Origin of the sequence: Desulfofundulus australicus DSM 11792 (assembly GCF_900129285.1) — a bacterium.
Classification (GTDB): domain Bacteria; phylum Bacillota; class Desulfotomaculia; order Desulfotomaculales; family Desulfovirgulaceae; genus Desulfofundulus; species Desulfofundulus australicus.
The window spans coordinates 52,349-71,562 of the sequence record NZ_FQUW01000010.1 but is presented as its reverse complement, the minus strand read 5'-3'; the positions used below and the strand labels follow the sequence as shown (position 1 = coordinate 71,562).

The following is a 19,214-nucleotide window of genomic DNA, read 5'->3' as shown; positions in this document are numbered from 1 at the left end:
AAATCTGTGTTATGATGATACAGGTCCTTCGCGGGCCTGTCTTTTTTAGCAGGAAAAAGGAGAAGGGTTAAAACCGCAGCTCGAAGCGACGTGGACGAACGCCGACAAATACCGGTTAAAAAGCATAAGTTGCTGAATAAATATTAAGATGATCCTATCCTGAACATAATTTTTAAAGGAGAGAGTTAGAAATTGAGCAATACCAGGCCCATCGGTCTATTTGATTCGGGGGTGGGAGGGCTAACCGTCTTGCAGCAGGTTTTTCGCCACATGCCCGCCGAATCCACCGTTTATTTTGGGGATAGCGCCCATGTACCCTATGGTCCCCGTAAGCCGGAAGAGCTGATCGGTTTTGCCGAACGCATTCTCAACTTTTTAATTTCCTGCGAGGTAAAATATGTCATTTTCGCCTGCAATACCAACTCTTCCGTATCCCTGCCCGTGGTCAGGGAGCGCTTTGCCCTGCCCATGATAGGGTTGATCGAGCCGGGAGCAAGGGAAGCAGTGCGGGTAAGTACCGGGGGGCGCATCGGGATCATTGCCACGGAAGCCACCATCAAAAGCGGCGCTTACCAGCGGGCATTGAGAGCCATAAATCCCGGCCTGGCGGTGTTCAGCCAGGCTGCCCCTCGCCTGGTACCCCTGGTGGAGGCGGGCCGGGCCGGTACCAGGGAGGCCTTCGAGGTGGTATCCGAATATGTACAGCCCTTAAAAAAGGCCGGCATTGACACCCTTATTCTGGGTTGTACCCACTACCCGTTTCTGGAAGCCGAATTCCGGGAGGCGCTCGGCCCCGGGGTTATGCTGGTTGACCCCGCGGAAGCAACCACCCTGGCTGCACGGGAAGAAATGTCCCGCCTTGGTTTGTTAAATAATCCCGGAGGCCTCCAGGTGCGGCACCGCTATTTTGTCAGCGGTGATCCCATTTCCTTTAAAGAAACAGCCTGCTGTTTTCTGGGGGTTGAAATTCCCCCGGTGGAGCAGGTAATACTTGATTGAGGGTAAAACATTTAAATTTAGTCATCTGATGACCTGCCCTGGCAGCAGGTCGGAGGGGAGGGGAGCTGGATTGAAATCCCGCCGGGTGGGTATTACCACCACCGTACCCGTGGAAGTTATATACGCGGCAGGCTGCATACCGGTGGATTTGAACAACATATTCATTACCGGCCCCAATCCCGGGGAGCTGGTGGAGGAGGCGGAGCTGGCCGGTTATCCCCGCAATGTCTGCGCCTGGATAAAAGGAATTTACAGCACGGTCCTGCGCCAGGGGGATATCCGTACCCTGGTGGCAGTGACCCAGGGGGACTGCAGCAATACCCACGCCCTTATGGAGACCCTGGAGCTGGCCGGGGTGGAGGTGATTCCCTTTGCCTACCCCTTTGACCGGGACCGGGATCTTTTAACCCTCCAGATTGAAAAGCTTATGGACCGCTTCGGGGTGGACTGGGCCGCGGTTAACCGGGCCCGGGAGCGGCTGGATCGTATCCGGCGTAAAGTTTGGGAGATTGACCGCCTGACCTGGCAGGAGAACCTGGTTGGCGGGTGGGATAATCATCTTTATCAGGTAAACTGCAGCGACTTTAAAGGGGATCCCGATGCTTTTGAGCGGGAAGTAGATGAGTTCCTGCACCGGCTGAAGGAGGCCGGGCCCCGGCGGGAAGAAATCCGCCTGGCCTACATTGGTGTGCCGCCGATTATGGATGATCTTTACGACTACCTGGAAGAACGGGGTGCCCGGGTGGTTTATAATGAAACCCAGCGCCAGTTCACACTGCCCTTTGCCACGGAAGACCTGGTGGAGCGCTACCGCCTGTACAGTTACCCCTACGGCATTTTTTACCGCCTGGAAGATATCACCCGGGAAGTAAAAAAACGCAACGTACAGGGTGTCATTCATTACGCCCAGAGTTTCTGCTTCCGCCAGATTGAGGACCTCATTGTCAGGCAAAAGCTCAACCTGCCCATCCTTACCCTGGAAGGGGACAAGCCCAACCGCCTGGACGCCCGCACCCGCATGCGCCTGGATTCCTTTATTGAGATGCTGCGATAAAGAGGTGTGTTTCTTGTACTGTGGTGTTGACCTGGGTAGCCGCAATGTGAAAATCGCCCTCATGGATTCCCGGGAGGAGCTGAAATTTTTTAAATTTGATACCATCACTTTTTACCGGGAACACGGCCGGCTGGAAGACGGCCAGCTGGCGGTGGATCTGTCCGCCCTTCTACCCCCTTCAACCCGGCCCCGGGTGGTGGTCAGCACCGGTTATGGCCGCCAGACCGTGGCCCTCAAAGGCGCCAGGACGATTCCCGAAATTAAGGCCCACGTTCTGGGGGCGATTCATTTTACCGGGCTGTCCGACTTCACCCTGCTGGACCTGGGGGGGCAGGACAGCAAGGTGGCCCTGGTGCGGGGCGGGCGGCTGGTGGACTTTCAGACCAACGATAAATGCGCCGCCAGTACCGGGCGTTACCTGGAAAATATGGCGGCCGTGCTCAACATCACCCTGGATGAGCTCAGCCGTTATTACGAAAACCCCGTGGATCTCAGTTCCACCTGCGCCATATTTGGGGAGACGGAGCTGATTGGCAAGGTGGTGGAGGGTCACCCCATTTCCTCCCTGGCTGCCGGGGTGAATTATACCATTTTCAAGCGCATCCGCCCCATGCTGCAGCGGCTTTACAGCGAGATCCTGGTGTTTACCGGCGGCGTGGCCCGGAACACCGCCTTGCGAAAGATCCTGGCCCGGGAGCTGGGGGTGCAGGTGATGGTTCCCGAAAATCCCCAGTATACCGGGGCCGTGGGCTGCTGCGTGGAAGCACGGTTGAGAAGTCCGGATTGATTGCCGTGACCTTACAGGAGAGAGGGGAGGTATTATCATGCGCATTACCGTACTGGGTTGCTGGGCTCCCTACCCGGCTGCAGGGGGGGCCTGTTCCGGTTACCTCCTGCAGGATGGTGGAGGTAATATCCTGCTGGATGCCGGCCACGGCACGTTCAGCCGGCTGGTGCAGTTCATACATCATTGTGACCTGCGGGCGGCGGTGATTACCCACCTGCATCCCGATCACTATGTAGACCTGCACTGCCTGCGCCATGCCACCGCTGCCGGCCTGCGGGAAAAACTCCGCTGGCGTAAAGTGCAGCTTTTCCTGCCCCCGGAACCGGTACATATTTTCGAGGAACTTTCTGCCTGTACCGACGCCTTCGATGTGGTTTCCATCGAGTCCCTGCCGGAGGAAGAAGTGCCGCCGGGAGTAAAGGTGCGCTGCGGGACGGTGGGACCGGTAAGGCTTTTCTTCCTGCCGGCCCGTCACAACCTGCCCGCCTATTCGGTGGGGGTGGAGGGATCGGGCTATTTTGTCTATTCCGGGGACAGCGCCCCCACCGGGGAACTGGCGGCCCTGGCCGAGGAGGCGGGCATTTTCCTGTGTGAAGCTTCGGGCCTGGACAAGGATGCCGAATTCCTGCACGACCGGCATATGACCGCCCGCCAGGCGGGAACCCTGGCCCGGCAGGCCAGGGTTAAGGAGCTGATCCTCACCCATTTTTATCCCGAATACGATCTCGCCCGGATAAGGGCCGAAGCTGAAGCCGGTTTTGGCGGAAAGGTCGAGCTGGCTGTTGAGGGGGATACATATTTTCTGTATTGATGGCGGTCAGGGCATACTATGGCATGCGGGCTGTGCAACGGCGCGGCAAAAATAATAGAACGGGAGCGTGAATTTATGGAAAGGGTGGACGGAAGAAAGCCCGGTCAAATGAGGCCGGTGAAAATTACCCGAAACTATAATAAATATGCCGAGGGTTCGGTCCTGGTGGAGGTGGGCGATACCCGGGTTATCTGTACGGCCACGGTAGAAGAGAGGGTGCCCCCATTCCGGCAGGGCACGGGTACGGGCTGGGTAACCGCCGAGTACGGCATGCTGCCCCGGGCCACGGGTGTACGTACCCCCCGCGACCTGAACCGGAACAAGGGACGTACCCAGGAAATCCAGCGGCTCATTGGCCGCTCCCTGCGCTCGGTGGTGGATTTATCCGTTCTCGGGGAGCGAACCGTGATCCTGGACTGTGATGTTATCCAGGCTGACGGCGGTACCCGTACCGCATCCATTACCGGATCCTTTGTGGCCCTGGTGGATGCCCTGGCCCACCTGGTGGGGGAGGGGCTGCTCCCTTGCTTACCGGTGAAGGACTTTGTAGCTGCTATCAGTGTGGGCCGGGTAAACGGGGAGCTGGTCCTGGACCTGTGTTTTGCCGAAGACTCGGCTGCGGAAGTGGATATGAACGTGGTTATGACCGGTGATGGCCGCCTGGTGGAAGTGCAGGGTACCGGGGAGGAAGCTTCCTTTACCCGGGAGGAACTGGACCGGATGCTGGACCTGGCAGCAGAAGGCATCCGGCTGCTGGTGGAATATCAAAAAGAAGTCCTGGGCCCTGACCTGGTAGCCCAGATTGGTCCCAAAGGAGTTCTGAGCGATGAAACTGGTACTGGCTACCCGCAATCCAGGTAAGGTAAGGGAGTTAAGCCAGCTCCTCTCGCCGCTGGGTTATGAAGTTCTGTCCCTGGAGCACTTCCCCGGTGTGCCGGAAGTGGTGGAGGACGGGGCTACATTTAGAGATAACGCGGTGAAAAAAGCCACTGCGGTGGCCCGCCATACCGGCCAGCTGGCCCTGGCCGACGATTCCGGGCTGGAGGTGGACTACCTGGGGGGGGCGCCGGGGGTGCGCTCGGCTCGCTTTGCCGGTGAAGGACACGACGACCGGGCCAACAATGAAAAGCTCTTGAGGCTTTTAGCCGGTGTTCCACCCGAAAAACGTACCGCACGCTTTCGCTGTGTGGTGGCCGTGGCCACGCCGGAAGGGAAGGTTTTGACCACGGAAGGAACGTGTGAGGGAATAATCGCGGAGGAGCCCCGGGGTGAAGGTGGTTTCGGTTACGATCCCCTTTTTTACGTACCCTCCTGCGGGAAGACCTTTGCCGAGCTGGAGCCGGAGGTAAAGAACAGGATCAGTCACCGGGGGCGCGCCCTGGCCCTGATGAGGGAAATCCTGGCAGGCCTGCGGTATGAGCTGGAGGGTTGAGTCGGAAAGCGGGGGTTATCCATGCGCGCTGGTGTGATCAGCGATACTCACGGCAGGCTGGAAACGGCCGTCAAAATACTGAATAAAATAAAGTCGCCGGATTTAGTGCTTCACGCCGGGGATTTTTACCGCGATGGCCGGCTGCTGGCGGAGATATTGAACGTGCCCGTTCATGCTGTGGCCGGTAATTGCGATTGGGAAAGGAACGGCCCGGAAGAAGAGGTGCTGGTCCTGGAGGGGAAAAAGGTGTTCCTCACCCACGGGCATCTTTACCAGGTGCACTTTTCTCTGCAGAAACTTTTATACCGGGCCCTGGAACTGCGGGTGGACGTGGTGGTTTTTGGGCATACCCACGACCGTTACTGCCAGGTACACGAGGGCATTTTGTTTTTCAATCCGGGCAGCGTGTATGCCCCCCGGGGAAAACACGGCCCGGGAGGCGGCCTCCTGATCATTGAAGGAGGGGAAGTCAGTTCGTCTTTCCTGTAAGTTGCTTGCCCCCGGCATTTAAACAGCCGGGGGCTTTTCCCAACTGGATTTCAGCTGCGCATGATGATGCCTTCCAGGGTATTGGCCACATCTTCACAGCAGTCCAGGATCGATTCCATGGTCGCATAAATTTCCTTGAACTGGATGATTTTTTTCAGGTCATCGTTTTCCGCGAAAAGGACCTGCAGGCTTTCCCGGTAAAGCTGGTCGGCTTCTTTTTCCAGGTCGTTTATTCTATAGGTGTGCCGGCGTATATCATCGAGCTTTTTGTCGACCAGCAGTTGCACGGCTGTATAAATCTCCTCCGTACAGTTTTCCACTATCCGGGCAAAAAGGCACATATAGGGGTCCGGTTCTTTGATGCGGTATATATCCAGCAGATCGGCACAGGCTTCCATGCCGTCCAGCACATCATCCAGCTTTACCGTCAGCAGCATGATGTCTTCCCGCTCCAGCGGGGTGATGAAGGTCTGGTTCAGGGCCTTGAATATGGCATGGGTGTACTCATCACCCCGGTCTTCCAGCAGCTTGATATTTTCCGCGTAGGCTTCCGTATCCTTCAAAAGCTCTACATTTTCCCGGAAAAGCCTGGCTGCTTCCTTGATATTTTTAACAATATGGAGGAAGTTTTCAAAAAAGAAATCGTGCCTGCGTTTTAAAAACATCGGTAAATTGCCTCCGCTATCAGTATTTGAATATCTTCCTGGATCATTTTAAACTTTGAGCCAATGAAAAGTCCAGAGGGATCGGCATGTAGGGACAAAATTTTGTTCCTGCTTATTAACAATCTGCAAATTCGGTGTTAATATACAGAGGGAACCTGTCCCACAGTCTGCGGAGAAAGGGGAAATAACGGTTGTTCAGCCCTGAACTTCTGTTGATTTTCGTGATCATCGTCCTGGCGCTGACCTTTGACTTCATCAACGGCTTTCACGATACGGCCAACGCCATAGCCACTTCCATTTCCACCAAGGCTCTGAGACCCCGCACGGCCATCATCCTGGCTTCTGTAATGAATTTTGTGGGGGCCATGACCTTTACCGGCGTGGCCAAGACCATCGGCGGTAAAATTGCCGACCCCTTTTCCCTCAGCAACGGTCTGGTTATTGTGCTGGCCGCCCTTGTAGCAGCCAGTGCCTGGAACCTGATCACCTGGTATTACGGCCTTCCCAGCAGTTCCTCCCACGCCCTGATTGGTTCCCTGACCGGGGCGGTGATTACCGCTGCCGGCTTTTCGGCAGTTAATTTCCAGGGTTTCATCAACATCCTGGAAGCCCTGGTTTTCTCTCCCCTCCTTGCTGCGGCTACTGGTTTTACCGTTATGACATTGATAAAACTGATTTTCCGTAAAGCCATACCTCACCGGATTAACCGGCGTTTCCGGATGCTCCAGGTCTTTACTGCCGCCTTTCAGGCTTTCTCCCACGGGACCAACGATGCCCAGAAAACCATGGGGATCATTACCTTTGCCCTGGTTGCCGGCGGTTTTCAAAATGATTTAAGCATACCTTTCTGGGTCAAGTTTTCTGCCGCCCTGGCCATGGCCCTGGGAACATCCGTAGGCGGGTGGAGGATCATCAGGACCGTGGGAACGCGCATCATCAAGCTGGAGCCCGGCAGCGGGTTTTCCGCCGACCTGAGCTCGGCCCTGGTAATCCTGGGGGCCACATTGCTGAAACTGCCGGTGAGCACCACCCACGTCATCTCTTCCTCAATCATAGGCGTGGGTGCAGCCAGGCGTTTTTCCATGGTCAAGTGGGGGACGGCCCAGAAAATAGTCGCCGCCTGGGTGGTGACGCTGCCGGTAACCGCAGTCCTGGCGGGAATATCCTACGGGCTGTACGCCGGGATCACCCGGCTGGCATCAGTATTTTAAGTTGCCGCAATGCTCATGCTGCCTGGGAGACAGGTACTTCATACCCCGGCAGTATATTTTTTTGCGCTTACTCCCCGGACATTCCTGTCTGCAATCGTGCTGGAACGGAAGGGTACGTAGAATTCTGTGACTGAGGAATAGCCGCCGGGCGTAGAAAAAAAGAGGCCCCGTAAAGGGGCTGGCGGGTACACTGTTGACCCGGGAATTTATATGAGCAGGGCGGTTTTAACGGAGTTACCGGATGCCGTAAGCCGGGCCGGCTTTTCCCAAACGTTATACCCGGAGTTGTTTGGGAAAGGGGCATATAAAAAGGCTGGCTACCCTGGTTCAAAACCAGGTGGCCAGCCTATCGTTGTTCGATTCGGCTGAAAAGGGATTTCGTCCGGATTACCCCAATTAAATGGTATCAAAAGAAGCAGCCGCAGTCAATATAATAATCTGGTCGAATGGCCCGGAAAAAATTTATTTCAACCAATTTTATAACGAAATAGTTATTGACAGGGGATTGTGAATTTGGTAACATGGGGTCAAAGAAAAAACAGGCCGAATGGAACAACCATAGGCCGGTTTTCCTGGTACACCCGGGAAGCCGGCCTTTTTCTCTTCCCCCAAAATTTTTGCGAAAGGGGAGAAAGCCGATGCCGGATAAGCGTTCCCCCGTGGCCGTGGAAAGGGAAAAGGTGGAGGATGTGGTCCTGCTGGCCGTGGATATAGCAGGTGTTTCTACCATTTCAGTTCTAACCATCATCCTTTACCTCAAGGCATTCTCTCCCCAGAAGTATACCCTGCTGGTCAATAAACTGCTCCTGGCATTTAATAAACTGGAAAAGATTGTCATACAAATTTCCACCTGGTAAGGAAAGGAGGTGAATTCCATGGGTAAGCTTCTAATCAGGATATTCATCGTGCTCTTCTGTACCGTTTCCGTAGGCCTGTGGCTTTTCTGGTTGCTTAGTGGTCAGGTGTAGGGGCAGGGCTGGCTAAAATGCCAGGCAAAAATTGAGAAAGGGGGAATCATGATGATTGGCGAGTACTTCAAATGGGCTGCCGGGCTGGCCCAAAACTCACCCTTCACTTATGCCGTGGTGAATGTGGGAACCATGGTGGCACTGGGTGTGGCCATCGGCCTGATTGCCGACGGTATCTTCAGGTTGCTGCGCGTGGATCTGGGCTCCTACAAGAAAGAATTTGAAGATGAAAGTGCGGTGATCAAAAAATAATCTCCAGTGCTGGCAATTATTCCGTAATTTATAAGCGGGTCATAAATGGTTTTGAGAAAGGGGTGTTGGGATATGATGCACATGCCTGTTAGCGGTGTGGATATGGCCTGGTGGCCGCTTTTGCTGATTGGCTTTACCGTCGGCGTGGTGGGGGGGTTCTTCGGCATCGGCGGCGCCTGGCTGGTCACGCCATCATTGAATATCTTCGGTTTCCCCATGATTTATGCCGTGGGTACCGACATGACCCACCTGGTTGGTAAATCCATTGTGGCCACCTTCAGGCACTGGAAATTTGGCCACGTCAGTGTAATTATAGCGCTTGTAATGCTCATCGGCACCTTCTCCGGCATTGAAACCGGCGCTCAGATTCTCTACTGGCTTACCCAGAAGGGTATTGCCGGAAGCGTGGTTCGCTACCTGTACATGATCCTGCTGGCCTCCATTGGCATCTTCATGCTTTCGGAATACCTGCGGGTCAGGAAGCTGGAAAAGGAAGCGGGCAAGCAGGTCAAAGACATCGTCGGCACCGCCTGGTCCCGCTGGATCCAGGATACCCTCAACATCTGGCCTACCTTCTACTGCCCCATTGCCAGGATGCGTGTCTCCCTGTGGGCCATTCTCTTCGTGGGTGTGGTCACCGGTTTTGTAGCCGGTATCCTCGGGGTCGGCGGCGGTATCCTGCGAGTACCTGCGCTGATTTACCTGATGGGTGTGCCGACGAAAATTGCCGTGGGTACCGACCTGTTTGAAGTTATGTTCTCGGGAGCTTACGGCGCCTTTACGTACAGCTTAAAAGGCGGTGTGGAACTGGTTGCCGCAGTGATCATGCTTCTGGGAGCCAGCGTTGGTGCCCAGTTCGGTACTGTTTGTACCAAGTATGTGTACGGCATCACCATCCGCCTGGTTTTCACCATCGCCACCTTCTTTGCCTGCGCCTCGGTGATTTTGAAGGAAATATCCTCCCGTTATGCGGCCGTTTATAAAAAGGCGTTTGAAGCATTCCTGGCGGATCAAGGTCTTACTGCCGCTCAAATTTCAGCGATATACGCCAAAAAGGATACCGTATATCATTATATGGTGGAGGTAGCAAATAAACCGGAATGGTGGACCGCGTACACGAGGGACTACCTGTGGAACCAGGCGGGGGGCATCCTGATGCTTACCGCCGCCACGGGCATCTGCGCCTACATTCTCATCCAGCTCTACCTGGGCGTGGCCAGGGAGGTGAGGGAAAAGCGCCTGCGCGAGCAGGAAGCAGCCAGGTTAAAAGCACAGAGCTGATCTCCCCCGGAAAAGGGCCCCGGTTTATAAACCGGGGCCCTGCTTTTTAAAGGCCCGGGGGTTTGGGGCGCCAGAACTTGTCCGGTTCTTCCGGGTTCCAGTAGGCATCACAATCCAGGCAGCAGAATTTTCCCAGGGGCGGGATAAGGCAAACAAACAGGCCGCAAAGCAGGGCGATAAAAATCAGGTTGCGTATCCACGGGTAAAAGTAACCCAGCAGTAAAAAAAATAGTGCTCCCCCGAATCCCAGGCCGAACCCGGCCGCCAGCCTGATGATACGGCCGCGTGTGGTGTTTTTCGAACCACAGGCGGGACAGGGAGGTGTTTTAATTTTGGGAATGGGTAAAACCACGGTGGATTCCCCCTTTTTCTTATTTGTGAAATAATTCGCTATCAAAGCACATTTCCCTATGTGCCGGGTACAAAAATTTGCCGGATATCCAAATTTTTAATCTTTCAAATATTATGATTACCATTGACCTCCGGCCGGTGGTATATTATCATTGAAGAAAATGTACCTTGAAAAATAAAAAGGGGTAACGGGGGGAGCTCCATGTGGATGGGGGAGTGGGGGTATCCGCCTGATCGTGATTTTCCTGAAGAGGCGGACGACCCTGGGTTGCTCAGTGACCTGGTTGACGTCATGGGTTCTTTCGTCAGCGGTGCGCTGATAGTTGTGTGGCTATCCCGTCTGCTGGGACCTGTTATGGGCTGGTACTGAAACTTAACGGGCATAAAAGTTTTCTTGTCTGCTTTTACGCATAATCAATTGATGTCTTAAGGAATTGGGCCGAATGGAACAACCATAGGCCGGTACCCGGTATATTACCGGGTTACCGGCCATTTGTTTTCCTGGAGATACCCCTCTCCCCTGCTTCCCCCTTGAATGTAGCCCTCTCCTCAGTGGCGATATTTCAGAACGGGAGGAGGAATGTGTATGGAGATAGCGAACTATTTCACAAGCCATAAATAGGTCGGGAGGGGTACCAGGATGGTAAGTTTCCGGCCCCGGAGTTTCAGGCTGCAGGTAATTAGTATTGTGGCCGTATTGTTGATTGTTCCTGTGCTGGTGATGATCTACGACATTCTTTTTGCTTCCCGGACGGATGACCAGTTGATCAGGGACATGCAACACAGGCTGGGTGCGCTTGGTGATCACCTGGGCGAACAATTGGAGGCCTGTGTTCTGGAAAAAAGTAGAGACAATCCCCGGATAGATTTAACCGGTTATGTGGTGGATGAGTTTAACCGCCTGACTGTTCCCCTTGTCAGGAGCCACCCGGGGATCCGTTGCGGTTTATATATCACTGGCCAGGAACGCATTTGGGTGCAGGGGTTTCTCCACGAATACCGGCCCCGCCAGCCGGAAACGCCTGAAAAGCGGATGGAACGCATTTTTAAAGAAGCTGAGGAAGGCATTAATGCCGTACTGGCCGGGGGACAGCCAATTACCAGGGTTGGCCAGACCTGGGATGACCAGTTTCTGGAGTACCTGGTGCCGGTGCGTGTCCAGGGAAAAGTAGTGGCTGTGGTCTGGGTTGAGGAACGGCTGCACCCCCTGTTTGCCCGCAGTGCCCGGGCGCGTTTGTTGCTTCGTTATGCCACATTGGGGATTTTCAGTTTTGCCGTAGTGGCTACCCTGGCCAGCCTTTTGTCCCTGATACGGGGAGTGGACCGGTTGAAAAAAGGGGTTCGGGAACTGGAGAAAAACCTGGCGGCCAGGGTTCCGGAAATGCCCGGGGAACTGGGTGAAATTGGCCGCACCATCAATCACATGGCGGCGAGCCTGGAGGAAAAGGAGCAGCTGGTTGAACACCTGCGCCGTTCCGAACACCTGGCAGCCCTGGGCCGCCTGGTTGCCGATATTGCCCATGAGTTGCGCGCTCCCATCGGGATTATGCAGTCCACGGTGGAGGTGATAAAACCATCCCTGGTGAAAAATGAGGAGATGAAAGAGCCACTGTCCATCATTGAAGAACAAATTTCCCGGTTGCACGGGCTCGTTGGTGAATTGCTCAACTTTGGCCGGCCGGGCAGCGGTATGAGGGAGCTGAATCTCAACGATTTAATATCGGAAGTTACCGCCAGCAGCAATACGTATTTCCTCCAGAACGGCGTGGAATTAAATTTATCCCTGGCTGAGGGATTGCCGCCGGTTAAAGGTAACGGTGATAAACTGCAGCAGGTGTTTTTGAACCTGATCGTTAATGCCGTGCAGGCCATGCCCGGTGGTGGCCGCCTGGATATAGAAACCTTTACTTCTTATGATGGTGTTTGCGCAGTGTTCAAAGATACGGGTGAGGGTATTCCTCCCGAGGATCTGGATCATATTTTCCAGCCCTTTTTCAGCCGTAAAGCAAAGGGTAGCGGTCTGGGCCTGGCCATCAGCCAGGAAATTGTCCGCATCCACGGGGGGACGATCAGGGTGGATAGCCGTCCCGGCCAGGGTACGGCGTTTACCGTTTGCCTGCCGGTGAAAAGTAACGGAGAAAAGGAGGGTTAATCCATGGCCCGGGTTCTGGTTATTGACGACGAGAAAGGAATGTGCTGGGCGTTACGCAAGGCTTTGGAGGATGAAGGGCATGAGGTGATCACAGCTTATAGCGGTCCGGAAGGCTTGAGTTTACTGGCCAGAGAAGAAGTAGATCTGGTTCTTCTGGATATCAGGATGCCGGGGATGAGTGGCCTGGAAGTCCTGGGTCATATCCGGAAGGAGGATAAAGAACTGCCGGTAATCATTATGACCGCATTAAGCAGTTTGCCCACCGCCCTGGAAGCCCTGCAACGGGGTGCCAGCGGTTATGTAACCAAGCCCTTCCAGTTAAATAATCTTAAAGAGACAATTAATAAAGCTCTTTCCGTTTATGGTTGACGTTATGGTGCTGATTTGATATACTTAAAAGCAAAGTAAGCTTAATGTAATAAATTGAATAAATGTTAACGGTCAGCTGAATCGAACAACGATAGGCTGGTCTGCCCGTGGTTTGGTAAGGGAGGCCGGCCTGTTGTTTTTATAGCCGTCTTTTATGAAAAAGTATAAATATTAAGACAGGCTGAATTGGTTGACAGTGCAGGGGTGCTGTGGTATTGTTTTTGTGAATTATAGCACAAGACTCCAATTTTTATTGCAGGGTCCAGTTAATGGGATTTAATTTGGTGGGTGCCGGAGAAAACCTCCAGGGGGTAAGAAAGATGGTAAAAGAGGGCGGTACCATGCAAAGTTTTACCAACCGGGAAGTGCAGTTGATAAAGTTCATCCGGCAGCTTGGGTGGGGGGAGGTCAGGTTGCGGGTGGAAAATGGCCAGCCGGTTTTAATATACGAAGCCATAAAAACTGTTAAGCTGGAAGAAGATGTTTATTTAAATAAGGGCCGCAAAAAGCAGGCTCCTGTCTAGCAGACCTGTCAATTATGCAGGCCCGTCTTGTAATATGCCTGTCCTGCAGTAATTTGAAGGGGAAAAATCCTATCAAATACCGAAAAGTTTTTAATCCTTTCCCAGATAATTGTTTTGACTTCACGGATTGTTTTCGCTATAATATACTTGCTGCCGGCAACTAAAAATATTTTTCTCGTGCGAGCGGGTGTAGCTCAATGGTAGAGCACCGGCCTTCCAAGCCGGGTACGTGGGTTCGATTCCCATCACCCGCTCCAACTATTGATATGAGGAAGTTCTCGGGGTGTTGTCAGGCCGGTACTCCGCGTCCCTCCCCTTTCATTATCAGTAAAAGAAAGAGGGTGGTTGACCATGCGACGTTGTATAAAATGCAAAGGGGAGCCGGCAATTGATCTCAAATCGAATAATACGGCCTTTTGTAAAGAGCATTTTATAGAATACTTTTTGAGACAGGTAGCCAGGGCCATTAAGAAATATAATATGTTTTCCAGTGATGAAAGAATACTGGTTGCCGTTTCCGGTGGCAAGGACAGCATGGCCCTGTGGGATGCCCTGTTATCCCTGGGATATAATGCCGACGGGTTGCACGTTGACCTGGGTATAGGAGAATATTCCACGGGTTCCCGGCGGATTTGCGAAAATTTTGCTGCCAGCCGGGGAGCCAGGCTGTATATCCTTTCGCTGGAAGATATGTACGGCACCAATATGAGGGAAATTGTGCGGCGTACCCGCCGGGTGAGCTGCTCTGTATGCGGAACGGTAAAAAGGTACCTGATGAACCTGGTGGTCCAGCAGAAGGGCTACCGGGTGGTGGCTACGGGGCATAACCTGGATGACGAAACGGCGGCCCTGCTGGGCAATTTATTTGGCTGGCAGGAGGGATATCTGGCCCGCCAGTACCCTCACCTGCCTTCAACCCATGCCCGCCTTCCGGCAAAGGTTAAGCCGCTGGTACGCCTGGGAGAGCTGGAGACGGAAACGTACTGCCGGTTGAAGGGGATTGATTTTCTGGCCGATGACTGTCCGCTGGCCAGGGGAGCAACATCTCTGGCCTATAAAGAATTAATTAACTCTCTGGAAGAAAAAATGCCCGGTACCAAGCAAAGATTCCTCTTTGGTTTCTGGGATAGGGGGCGCAGGAATTTCACCGATACTCCCGTGGAATTAAAAGAGTGCTCCCTCTGTGGCCAGCCGACGACGGCCGGTACCTGCCTTTTCTGCCGCCTGATGCAGAAGGCCGGGCTCGACCCCCTGATCCAGCCGCAGGTACAGGAGATGTAAAATGCTTTGCACAGGTTGTTGCTGTCCAAAACTTAGTATTGTATAATATTAACCGGGAATCAAAAAGGGGGCTGCAGGTAAGCAGCTCCCGCTCATGTCCCAGTAGCTCAGCTGGATAGAGCAACGGACTTCTAATCCGTGGGTCGGGGGTTCGAATCCCTCCTGGGACGCCAGAAAAAAGACCGTCTTCAGGTTAAACCCTGAGGCGGTCTTTTATTTGTCATTTAAGTTTCTGTCATTTAAGTCTCGCAATAAGCAAAGGATCAATGACCGGACATTTCCAGGCGCAGGAGCCTGATTTCCCGGTCGTGCTCTTCCAGCTTGATAAAAGTTTCTACTTGTCTTCGTGCAAGGTGCTCGACTCTCTCTTCGATTCTGGCCACGGAGTTCCTGATGCTGACGAAATAATCCATGTGAACTGCGCGGGCATCGAAGAGGGCGCGGATCTTATCGATGATTTCGTTTTCGATAAGGGCTTCCATTCGTTCCATGCGCCCGGCGAGCTCCTGCTGGCCCTGCTCCAGGCCGCTGACGCGCTTGACAAGCTCCTGCTGGCCCTGCTCAACGTTGCTGATGCGCTGTTCCATTCGTTCCATGCGCCTGGCGAGCTCCTCCTGGCCTTGTTCGAGGCTGCCGATGCGCTGCTCCACGTTGCCGATGCGTTGGTCCATATTGCCGACACATTGATTCAAGGCCTTTAATTCACCGAGGATCTCTTTCAGCAGTTGCTCGGACATGGATCGTTCCCCCCTTTCAATTATATTTCCCTCGCGGGTAATCGTGGGCTTACCAGGAAATCCAGGGATACATCGAAGAAGCCGGCAAAGACATCTCCACCTGCTGAGTTTTTGTTTTACAGGCCGACCCTGGCGCGAGCGAAGGGTTCCATGTGGCCGCGCACGTTGAGGCTCTTGGACATGACGATCATTTCCCCATCTTCCAGGGGTATGCCTGTTCTGGGGTGAGGTCCTATCTGCTCTATCAGCCATTCTTTAAACAGCTGCAGTCCTCCCATGTTAACCGGGAAACCGCCCCAGAGATCCCAGGCCCGGAAGTAAACATAAAAGTGCATCCGGTAGACGCCGGCCTTCCTGTCCAGGCGGATCTTGGTATCGATTAACCGGAGGCAGGGCAGGGACTTCCCCCTGGCCAGATCGGACGGGGAAGCGACTTCAATACACCCCTTGACATGATCGAAGCCGTAAGTACGATAAAAACGGATCAGGTCTTCCACCTGCTGGCAGATCCGTTCCCCGTAAGTGTAAGATTCGCTCTCTCCTTTGTATGGATTGAGGATATAGGTGGCAAAATATTCCTCAATCTTGTCCATGGTGGTGGGCGGAGCGGGAATTCCCAGCCCGGGCGGCAGGATATCGCAGAGGGGCCGCTCCCAGGGGTGGGTGATCTGGCAGGTTATGAAATCAAATTCCCGCCGGCTGTTGTCGCAGCGACCCTGTTCATCGGCGCCACCGCCCCATTCGGGGAAATAGGTGTAGGCGTCAATTTCAAACAATTTTTTTAAGAGCAGGTACCAGGCTTCGGGCAGGTTTCTGGCCCGGATAAAAACTGGCTCCAGGTATTCCCTGTTTTCTTCCACCATGCCGGACTCTCCTTTTCTTGGTATGGGTACGGTATGAATTTAACATCCAGGAAGTTCTGGGTCAAGGGGTAAGGGCCGGGTGCATCATTTGCGGCATGGGGAATTAACAGAAAGGTTTTTGCCTTTTTTGTCGTATAGGTATAATGCCTGCCTGTGTAAGAAAATGATCTGTTCGGGAGGTTATAAGGTGAGTTCTGTCATACTGGTAAAGCATCCCCTGGTAAGTGACCGGCTGAGGACCCTGCGGGACCGGGAAACCAACACCGAGCTGTTTCGCAGGGCTTTAAGGGAACTGGGGTTGATTCTGGCCGTTGAGGCGACCCGCCACCTGTCCACCAGGGAAACCACCGTGGTAACACCTCTCGGGGTGGAGACCCGGGTTGAAGAGGTGGATTCCTCCAGATGCCTGCTGGTGCCCGTGCTGCGGGCGGGTCTCGGTTTTCTGGACTGTTTTCTGGAGTTTCTGCCCCGGGCCAGGGTGGCCCACGTGGGGGTTGCCAGAAACCACGATACCCTGGAAGCGGAAGTATATTTGAGTTCAGTGCCTTTAAACGCGATGGAATACGATCACGTTTTTATCCTGGATCCGATGCTGGCCACGGGAAACAGCAGCGTGAAAGTGCTGGAACTGCTGCAGTTGCGGGGATACTCACCCGGCAAGGTGGTGCTGGTTTGCGGGTTTGCCGTGGAAGCCGGGATAACGCAGGTCAGTCTGAAATTTCCCGGGGTCCGCATATAGATCCGGAACTGAACGACCTCGGCTATATAGTACCCGGGCTGGGGGATGCGGGGGACAGGCTCTATTTGCTTTAAGAAGTCACATGGCCACCCTTCCGGGTGGCCCGTAGATCTGGAGATATTAGGTTATTTCAGGCGGAGTTGCTTCAATTCCTTCAGGCTGCTGAGGTCGTTCATTTTGACCAGATGGTCCGAGATGGTATAAAGCACATCCTCGATATACAGCGCCCTTTTAACGGGTGTGGCTTCTTCCCCTTCCCGGTAACTGCCGCTGCCGTGGGCTACTTTCCCCTTCAGCTTTATCCCGCCCTCCGGGGAGATGTTGAAAACGTATGCCCCGTACCAGAATCTGGCCGGAGGTGCTTGTTCTCCCGCGGAAGTTAAAATACGGACGGGAGGAGAAAAGGATACGGGAATGACCAGCAAGTTCCTGGAACGATCGAAGAGTACGGCCCTGTGATCATAAAGTGCCGGTGAATCGGCGTCCTGGCCGCTGATGACATAGCTGGCCTTTTCCCTGGGGCTGGCCGGATTGCTCACGTCAAAAAGTGAAATTTTCAACCCTTCTTCCCGGGGGGTGGGGGGTGGGAAGATAAGGGGTCTCGGCTGCTCAACCGTTCCATCCCCTGCCTTGACCTCCCTGCCGATACCAATCAGATAATTTTCATCATACGCGTGCAGGTAGGTGGAGTAGCCGGGTATTTTTAATTCGCCGGCCAGTACGGGCTGCCGCGGGTTCTTTAAGTCCACCACAAAAAGTGGATCCACGTTCCGGAAGGTAACCAGGTAGGCCCGGTCACCCATAAACCGGGCGGCGTAGATTCTTTCGGTGGGAGCCAGCCCCTCTAACTTCCCGACGGGGCGCAGGTTTTTATCCAGTATATAGATGTTGTTTTTTGGTATCACCTGCCCGCTGAAGATGGAAGTGCCGGTGCTGGTGGTGGCTATTCTGAACATTCCCCGGTGTTCGTCCATGGAAAACTGGTTCAGGACGTGGCCGGGCACTTCACCCCGGCAGAGGTAATCAACCCGGTCCTGGTTGACGGCCAGCTTGTGGATAACCGTCTTATCCCTTTCGCGGGCCAGATCTTCCTCCCATTTCTGGTGCAGGGCGAATAGCTTCGTTCTCAAAGCATTTGCTCTCTGCTCATCCAGTGTCTGGAGATAATTATCGAGCAGCACATCCAGTTGCTGTAATTGCCGGGCCGGGTCCTCCACCTTCTTAAGGTCGGCCAGTTTTTTCCCCACCCCGGGCGGTACCAGCCGGGTCACATCATCCAGGAGGCGGTTGGTGAAGGCTATATAATCCGGAGTCTTAAAACCGGTAAGATAGATATTTTCTAAAGAGGCATAAATATTTTGCGAAATACCGGTAAGGAATGTTTTGCTGGTTATTTTGTTGTCCCGCAGATTTATGGTCAGGATGGTGGTATAGCAATAGGCATAATCCGGGTGGGGGAAATAGTAAATCTTTGAGGGGGGAATGACTTCGGCCCGTCCGTTAATGTTGATGGCAGGAAGTTCCACCCCGCCGGCGGGATCCGCGCCGGAATAAACAGGCATATTCAGGATTGCATAAACATAATCCCCAATCATACGGGAAGTGACGTAATCTGCCCGGCAGGTAATGTTACTTTCCAGTACGGGTTTATTTTTGTTTTCCACATTATAGACCCGGATAAAGATCCCCGGTTGCCCGGCCTGGTAGCCAAACACCACCACCCTGCTATTATTGATTAAAATCTCCAGCGGCTGGCCTTCGCAGGAGATGGTGGAGATTATTTTCGCTTCCCCGGCCGGGTAGGCCCGGACAATAACCACCTTGCTACCGGAGAGGAGGTACAGGTAACGGCCGTCACTTTTCACCGCGTCTGCCTCATCCACCCCGGTTACCTGAACGTTGGTGCGGGAAAAGTCCGCTGCCGGCGGCTCTTTGCCGGAGTCCTTTACATTTTCCCCCCCTTTCATGGCCCGTATGGTATCCCGGGGGACACCATAGGTCAATGCCGGGGCGGCACGTTCCCCACCGGTCAGGAGCCGGTCGATTTCACGGGCCAGGTTAGTGTTCTGGTGGATGTAATTCACCAGTTCCCCGTAAGAGGCAAAACTTTTAATTTCCGCGGCCCGGGCCGGTAGAGGTGACGCGCTGCCACACAGGGTTATGCCGGCAGCCAGGATAAAGACAGCACAAATGAACAGGGCAATCCACCTTTGCATTTCTCCTCCTCCTTATCTTTTTTTGCCGGGTCG

The 19,214-nt window shown here is 53.9% G+C and carries 21 protein-coding genes, 2 tRNA genes and 1 pseudogene; 19 read left to right on the top strand and 5 right to left on the bottom strand.

The genetic code is table 11. The annotated features are described in order from the left end of the window. Positions 1–192: 192 nt before the first annotated feature. The 7 genes from murI (at position 193) to BUB44_RS04840 (ending at position 5,572) form a co-directional block, all read left to right on the top strand. Positions 193–999: a glutamate racemase gene (murI, locus tag BUB44_RS04870; protein WP_073163625.1), complete on the top strand. Its 807-nt coding sequence runs from the start codon at positions 193–195 to the stop codon at positions 997–999. Positions 1,000–1,069: 70 nt separating this feature from the next. Continuing rightward, complete coding sequence (locus BUB44_RS04865; RefSeq protein ID WP_242655851.1) at positions 1,070–2,053, top strand: 2-hydroxyacyl-CoA dehydratase family protein; 984 nt, start codon at positions 1,070–1,072, stop codon at positions 2,051–2,053. A gap of 13 nt (positions 2,054–2,066) precedes the next feature. Further along, a complete protein-coding gene (locus tag BUB44_RS04860) occupies positions 2,067–2,840 on the top strand; it encodes an acyl-CoA dehydratase activase (protein WP_073163623.1) in 774 nt (257 codons plus the stop codon). A 37-nt stretch (positions 2,841–2,877) separates the two neighbouring features. Further along, positions 2,878–3,651 (top strand): MBL fold metallo-hydrolase, encoded by a 774-nt coding sequence (locus BUB44_RS04855; protein ID WP_073163622.1) that lies wholly within the window; start codon positions 2,878–2,880, stop codon positions 3,649–3,651. Positions 3,652–3,726: 75 nt separating this feature from the next. Further along, positions 3,727–4,512: a ribonuclease PH gene (gene rph, locus BUB44_RS04850; RefSeq protein WP_073163688.1), complete on the top strand. Its 786-nt coding sequence runs from the start codon at positions 3,727–3,729 to the stop codon at positions 4,510–4,512. Then, a complete protein-coding gene (locus tag BUB44_RS04845; protein WP_073163620.1) occupies positions 4,478–5,083 on the top strand; it encodes an XTP/dITP diphosphatase in 606 nt (201 codons plus the stop codon). The genes rph and BUB44_RS04845 overlap by 35 nt, the downstream gene beginning before the upstream one ends. 21 nt (positions 5,084–5,104) lie before the next feature. Further along, positions 5,105–5,572 (top strand): metallophosphoesterase, encoded by a 468-nt coding sequence (locus BUB44_RS04840; protein WP_073163619.1) that lies wholly within the window; start codon positions 5,105–5,107, stop codon positions 5,570–5,572. 50 nt (positions 5,573–5,622) lie between these two features. On the opposite strand, the gene BUB44_RS04835 is transcribed toward BUB44_RS04840, so the two are convergent. Next, positions 5,623–6,237 carry a DUF47 domain-containing protein gene (locus BUB44_RS04835; protein WP_027355728.1) on the bottom strand — a complete coding sequence of 205 codons (615 nt, stop codon included), beginning with the start codon at positions 6,235–6,237 and terminating at the stop codon, positions 5,623–5,625. Positions 6,238–6,428: 191 nt separating this feature from the next. On the opposite strand from BUB44_RS04835, the gene BUB44_RS04830 reads away from it, so the two are divergent. The 4 genes from BUB44_RS04830 to BUB44_RS04815 all read left to right on the top strand — a co-directional run bounded on the left by BUB44_RS04830 (position 6,429) and on the right by BUB44_RS04815 (position 9,949). Next, the gene (locus BUB44_RS04830; protein WP_027355727.1) at positions 6,429–7,448 is read left to right on the top strand and encodes an inorganic phosphate transporter; all 1,020 of its coding nucleotides are present in this window, start codon (positions 6,429–6,431) and stop codon (positions 7,446–7,448) included. Between the two features lie 638 nt (positions 7,449–8,086). Continuing rightward, positions 8,087–8,305 (top strand): hypothetical protein, encoded by a 219-nt coding sequence (locus BUB44_RS04825; protein ID WP_073163617.1) that lies wholly within the window; start codon positions 8,087–8,089, stop codon positions 8,303–8,305. A gap of 162 nt (positions 8,306–8,467) precedes the next feature. Next, the gene (locus tag BUB44_RS04820; RefSeq protein ID WP_073163615.1) at positions 8,468–8,668 is read left to right on the top strand and encodes a hypothetical protein; all 201 of its coding nucleotides are present in this window, start codon (positions 8,468–8,470) and stop codon (positions 8,666–8,668) included. Between the two features lie 72 nt (positions 8,669–8,740). After that, positions 8,741–9,949 carry a sulfite exporter TauE/SafE family protein gene (locus tag BUB44_RS04815; RefSeq protein WP_073163613.1) on the top strand — a complete coding sequence of 403 codons (1,209 nt, stop codon included), beginning with the start codon at positions 8,741–8,743 and terminating at the stop codon, positions 9,947–9,949. A 46-nt stretch (positions 9,950–9,995) separates the two neighbouring features. On the opposite strand, the gene BUB44_RS04810 is transcribed toward BUB44_RS04815, so the two are convergent. Then, positions 9,996–10,301, bottom strand: a complete 306-nt coding sequence (locus tag BUB44_RS04810) for a hypothetical protein (RefSeq protein ID WP_073163687.1) — start codon at positions 10,299–10,301, stop codon at positions 9,996–9,998. A gap of 201 nt (positions 10,302–10,502) precedes the next feature. On the opposite strand from BUB44_RS04810, the gene BUB44_RS15345 reads away from it, so the two are divergent. From BUB44_RS15345 to BUB44_RS04780, 7 genes are all read left to right on the top strand, one after another. Beyond that, positions 10,503–10,670: a hypothetical protein gene (locus tag BUB44_RS15345; protein WP_165611013.1), complete on the top strand. Its 168-nt coding sequence runs from the start codon at positions 10,503–10,505 to the stop codon at positions 10,668–10,670. Between the two features lie 270 nt (positions 10,671–10,940). After that, positions 10,941–12,452 carry an ATP-binding protein gene (locus BUB44_RS04805; RefSeq protein WP_073163611.1) on the top strand — a complete coding sequence of 504 codons (1,512 nt, stop codon included), beginning with the start codon at positions 10,941–10,943 and terminating at the stop codon, positions 12,450–12,452. A gap of 3 nt (positions 12,453–12,455) precedes the next feature. Beyond that, the gene (locus BUB44_RS04800) at positions 12,456–12,821 is read left to right on the top strand and encodes a sigma-54-dependent transcriptional regulator (RefSeq protein WP_073163609.1); all 366 of its coding nucleotides are present in this window, start codon (positions 12,456–12,458) and stop codon (positions 12,819–12,821) included. 320 nt (positions 12,822–13,141) lie between these two features. After that, complete coding sequence (locus BUB44_RS04795; RefSeq protein WP_027355720.1) at positions 13,142–13,345, top strand: hypothetical protein; 204 nt, start codon at positions 13,142–13,144, stop codon at positions 13,343–13,345. 183 nt (positions 13,346–13,528) lie between these two features. Next, positions 13,529–13,602, top strand: a tRNA-Gly gene (locus BUB44_RS04790). A 94-nt stretch (positions 13,603–13,696) separates the two neighbouring features. After that, entirely contained in the window at positions 13,697–14,626 is a 930-nt protein-coding gene (locus BUB44_RS04785; protein WP_073163608.1) for a PP-loop family protein, read from the top strand. Positions 14,627–14,722: 96 nt separating this feature from the next. Next, a tRNA-Arg gene (locus tag BUB44_RS04780) sits at positions 14,723–14,799 on the top strand. Between the two features lie 90 nt (positions 14,800–14,889). Here the strand turns inward: BUB44_RS04780 and BUB44_RS04775 are convergent. Both BUB44_RS04775 and BUB44_RS04770 read right to left on the bottom strand, forming a co-directional pair. After that, positions 14,890–15,297 (bottom strand): hypothetical protein, encoded by a 408-nt coding sequence (locus BUB44_RS04775; RefSeq protein ID WP_131821579.1) that lies wholly within the window; start codon positions 15,295–15,297, stop codon positions 14,890–14,892. Positions 15,298–15,479: 182 nt separating this feature from the next. Then, positions 15,480–16,226 carry a thymidylate synthase family protein gene (locus BUB44_RS04770; protein ID WP_073163604.1) on the bottom strand — a complete coding sequence of 249 codons (747 nt, stop codon included), beginning with the start codon at positions 16,224–16,226 and terminating at the stop codon, positions 15,480–15,482. A gap of 163 nt (positions 16,227–16,389) precedes the next feature. Here BUB44_RS04770 and upp point away from each other — a divergent pair. Further along, a pseudogene (gene upp / locus BUB44_RS04765) lies at positions 16,390–17,039 on the top strand (uracil phosphoribosyltransferase). Between the two features lie 51 nt (positions 17,040–17,090). On the opposite strand, the gene BUB44_RS04760 reads toward upp, so the two are convergent. Next, positions 17,091–19,181: a beta-propeller domain-containing protein gene (locus tag BUB44_RS04760; RefSeq protein ID WP_073163602.1), complete on the bottom strand. Its 2,091-nt coding sequence runs from the start codon at positions 19,179–19,181 to the stop codon at positions 17,091–17,093. Positions 19,182–19,214 lie beyond the last annotated feature (33 nt).

Excerpts from the sequence above, each read along its gene's own strand:
- BUB44_RS04855 (WP_073163622.1), top strand. The coding sequence starts at position 2,878 with ATGCGCATTACCGTACTGGGTTGCTGGGCTCCCTACCCGGCTGCAGGG.
- rph (WP_073163688.1), top strand. The coding sequence starts at position 3,727 with ATGGAAAGGGTGGACGGAAGAAAGCCCGGTCAAATGAGGCCGGTGAAA.
- BUB44_RS04845 (WP_073163620.1), top strand. The coding sequence starts at position 4,478 with ATGAAACTGGTACTGGCTACCCGCAATCCAGGTAAGGTAAGGGAGTTA.
- BUB44_RS04840 (WP_073163619.1), top strand. The coding sequence starts at position 5,105 with ATGCGCGCTGGTGTGATCAGCGATACTCACGGCAGGCTGGAAACGGCC.
- BUB44_RS04835 (WP_027355728.1), bottom strand. The coding sequence starts at position 6,237 with ATGTTTTTAAAACGCAGGCACGATTTCTTTTTTGAAAACTTCCTCCAT.
- BUB44_RS04825 (WP_073163617.1), top strand. The coding sequence starts at position 8,087 with ATGCCGGATAAGCGTTCCCCCGTGGCCGTGGAAAGGGAAAAGGTGGAG.
- BUB44_RS04820 (WP_073163615.1), top strand. The coding sequence starts at position 8,468 with ATGATTGGCGAGTACTTCAAATGGGCTGCCGGGCTGGCCCAAAACTCA.
- BUB44_RS04815 (WP_073163613.1), top strand. The coding sequence starts at position 8,741 with ATGATGCACATGCCTGTTAGCGGTGTGGATATGGCCTGGTGGCCGCTT.
- BUB44_RS15345 (WP_165611013.1), top strand. The coding sequence starts at position 10,503 with ATGTGGATGGGGGAGTGGGGGTATCCGCCTGATCGTGATTTTCCTGAA.
- BUB44_RS04805 (WP_073163611.1), top strand. The coding sequence starts at position 10,941 with ATGGTAAGTTTCCGGCCCCGGAGTTTCAGGCTGCAGGTAATTAGTATT.
- BUB44_RS04800 (WP_073163609.1), top strand. The coding sequence starts at position 12,456 with ATGGCCCGGGTTCTGGTTATTGACGACGAGAAAGGAATGTGCTGGGCG.
- BUB44_RS04795 (WP_027355720.1), top strand. The coding sequence starts at position 13,142 with ATGGTAAAAGAGGGCGGTACCATGCAAAGTTTTACCAACCGGGAAGTG.
- BUB44_RS04785 (WP_073163608.1), top strand. The coding sequence starts at position 13,697 with ATGCGACGTTGTATAAAATGCAAAGGGGAGCCGGCAATTGATCTCAAA.
- BUB44_RS04775 (WP_131821579.1), bottom strand. The coding sequence starts at position 15,297 with ATGGACCAACGCATCGGCAACGTGGAGCAGCGCATCGGCAGCCTCGAA.
- BUB44_RS04770 (WP_073163604.1), bottom strand. The coding sequence starts at position 16,226 with ATGGTGGAAGAAAACAGGGAATACCTGGAGCCAGTTTTTATCCGGGCC.
- BUB44_RS04760 (WP_073163602.1), bottom strand. The coding sequence starts at position 19,181 with ATGCAAAGGTGGATTGCCCTGTTCATTTGTGCTGTCTTTATCCTGGCT.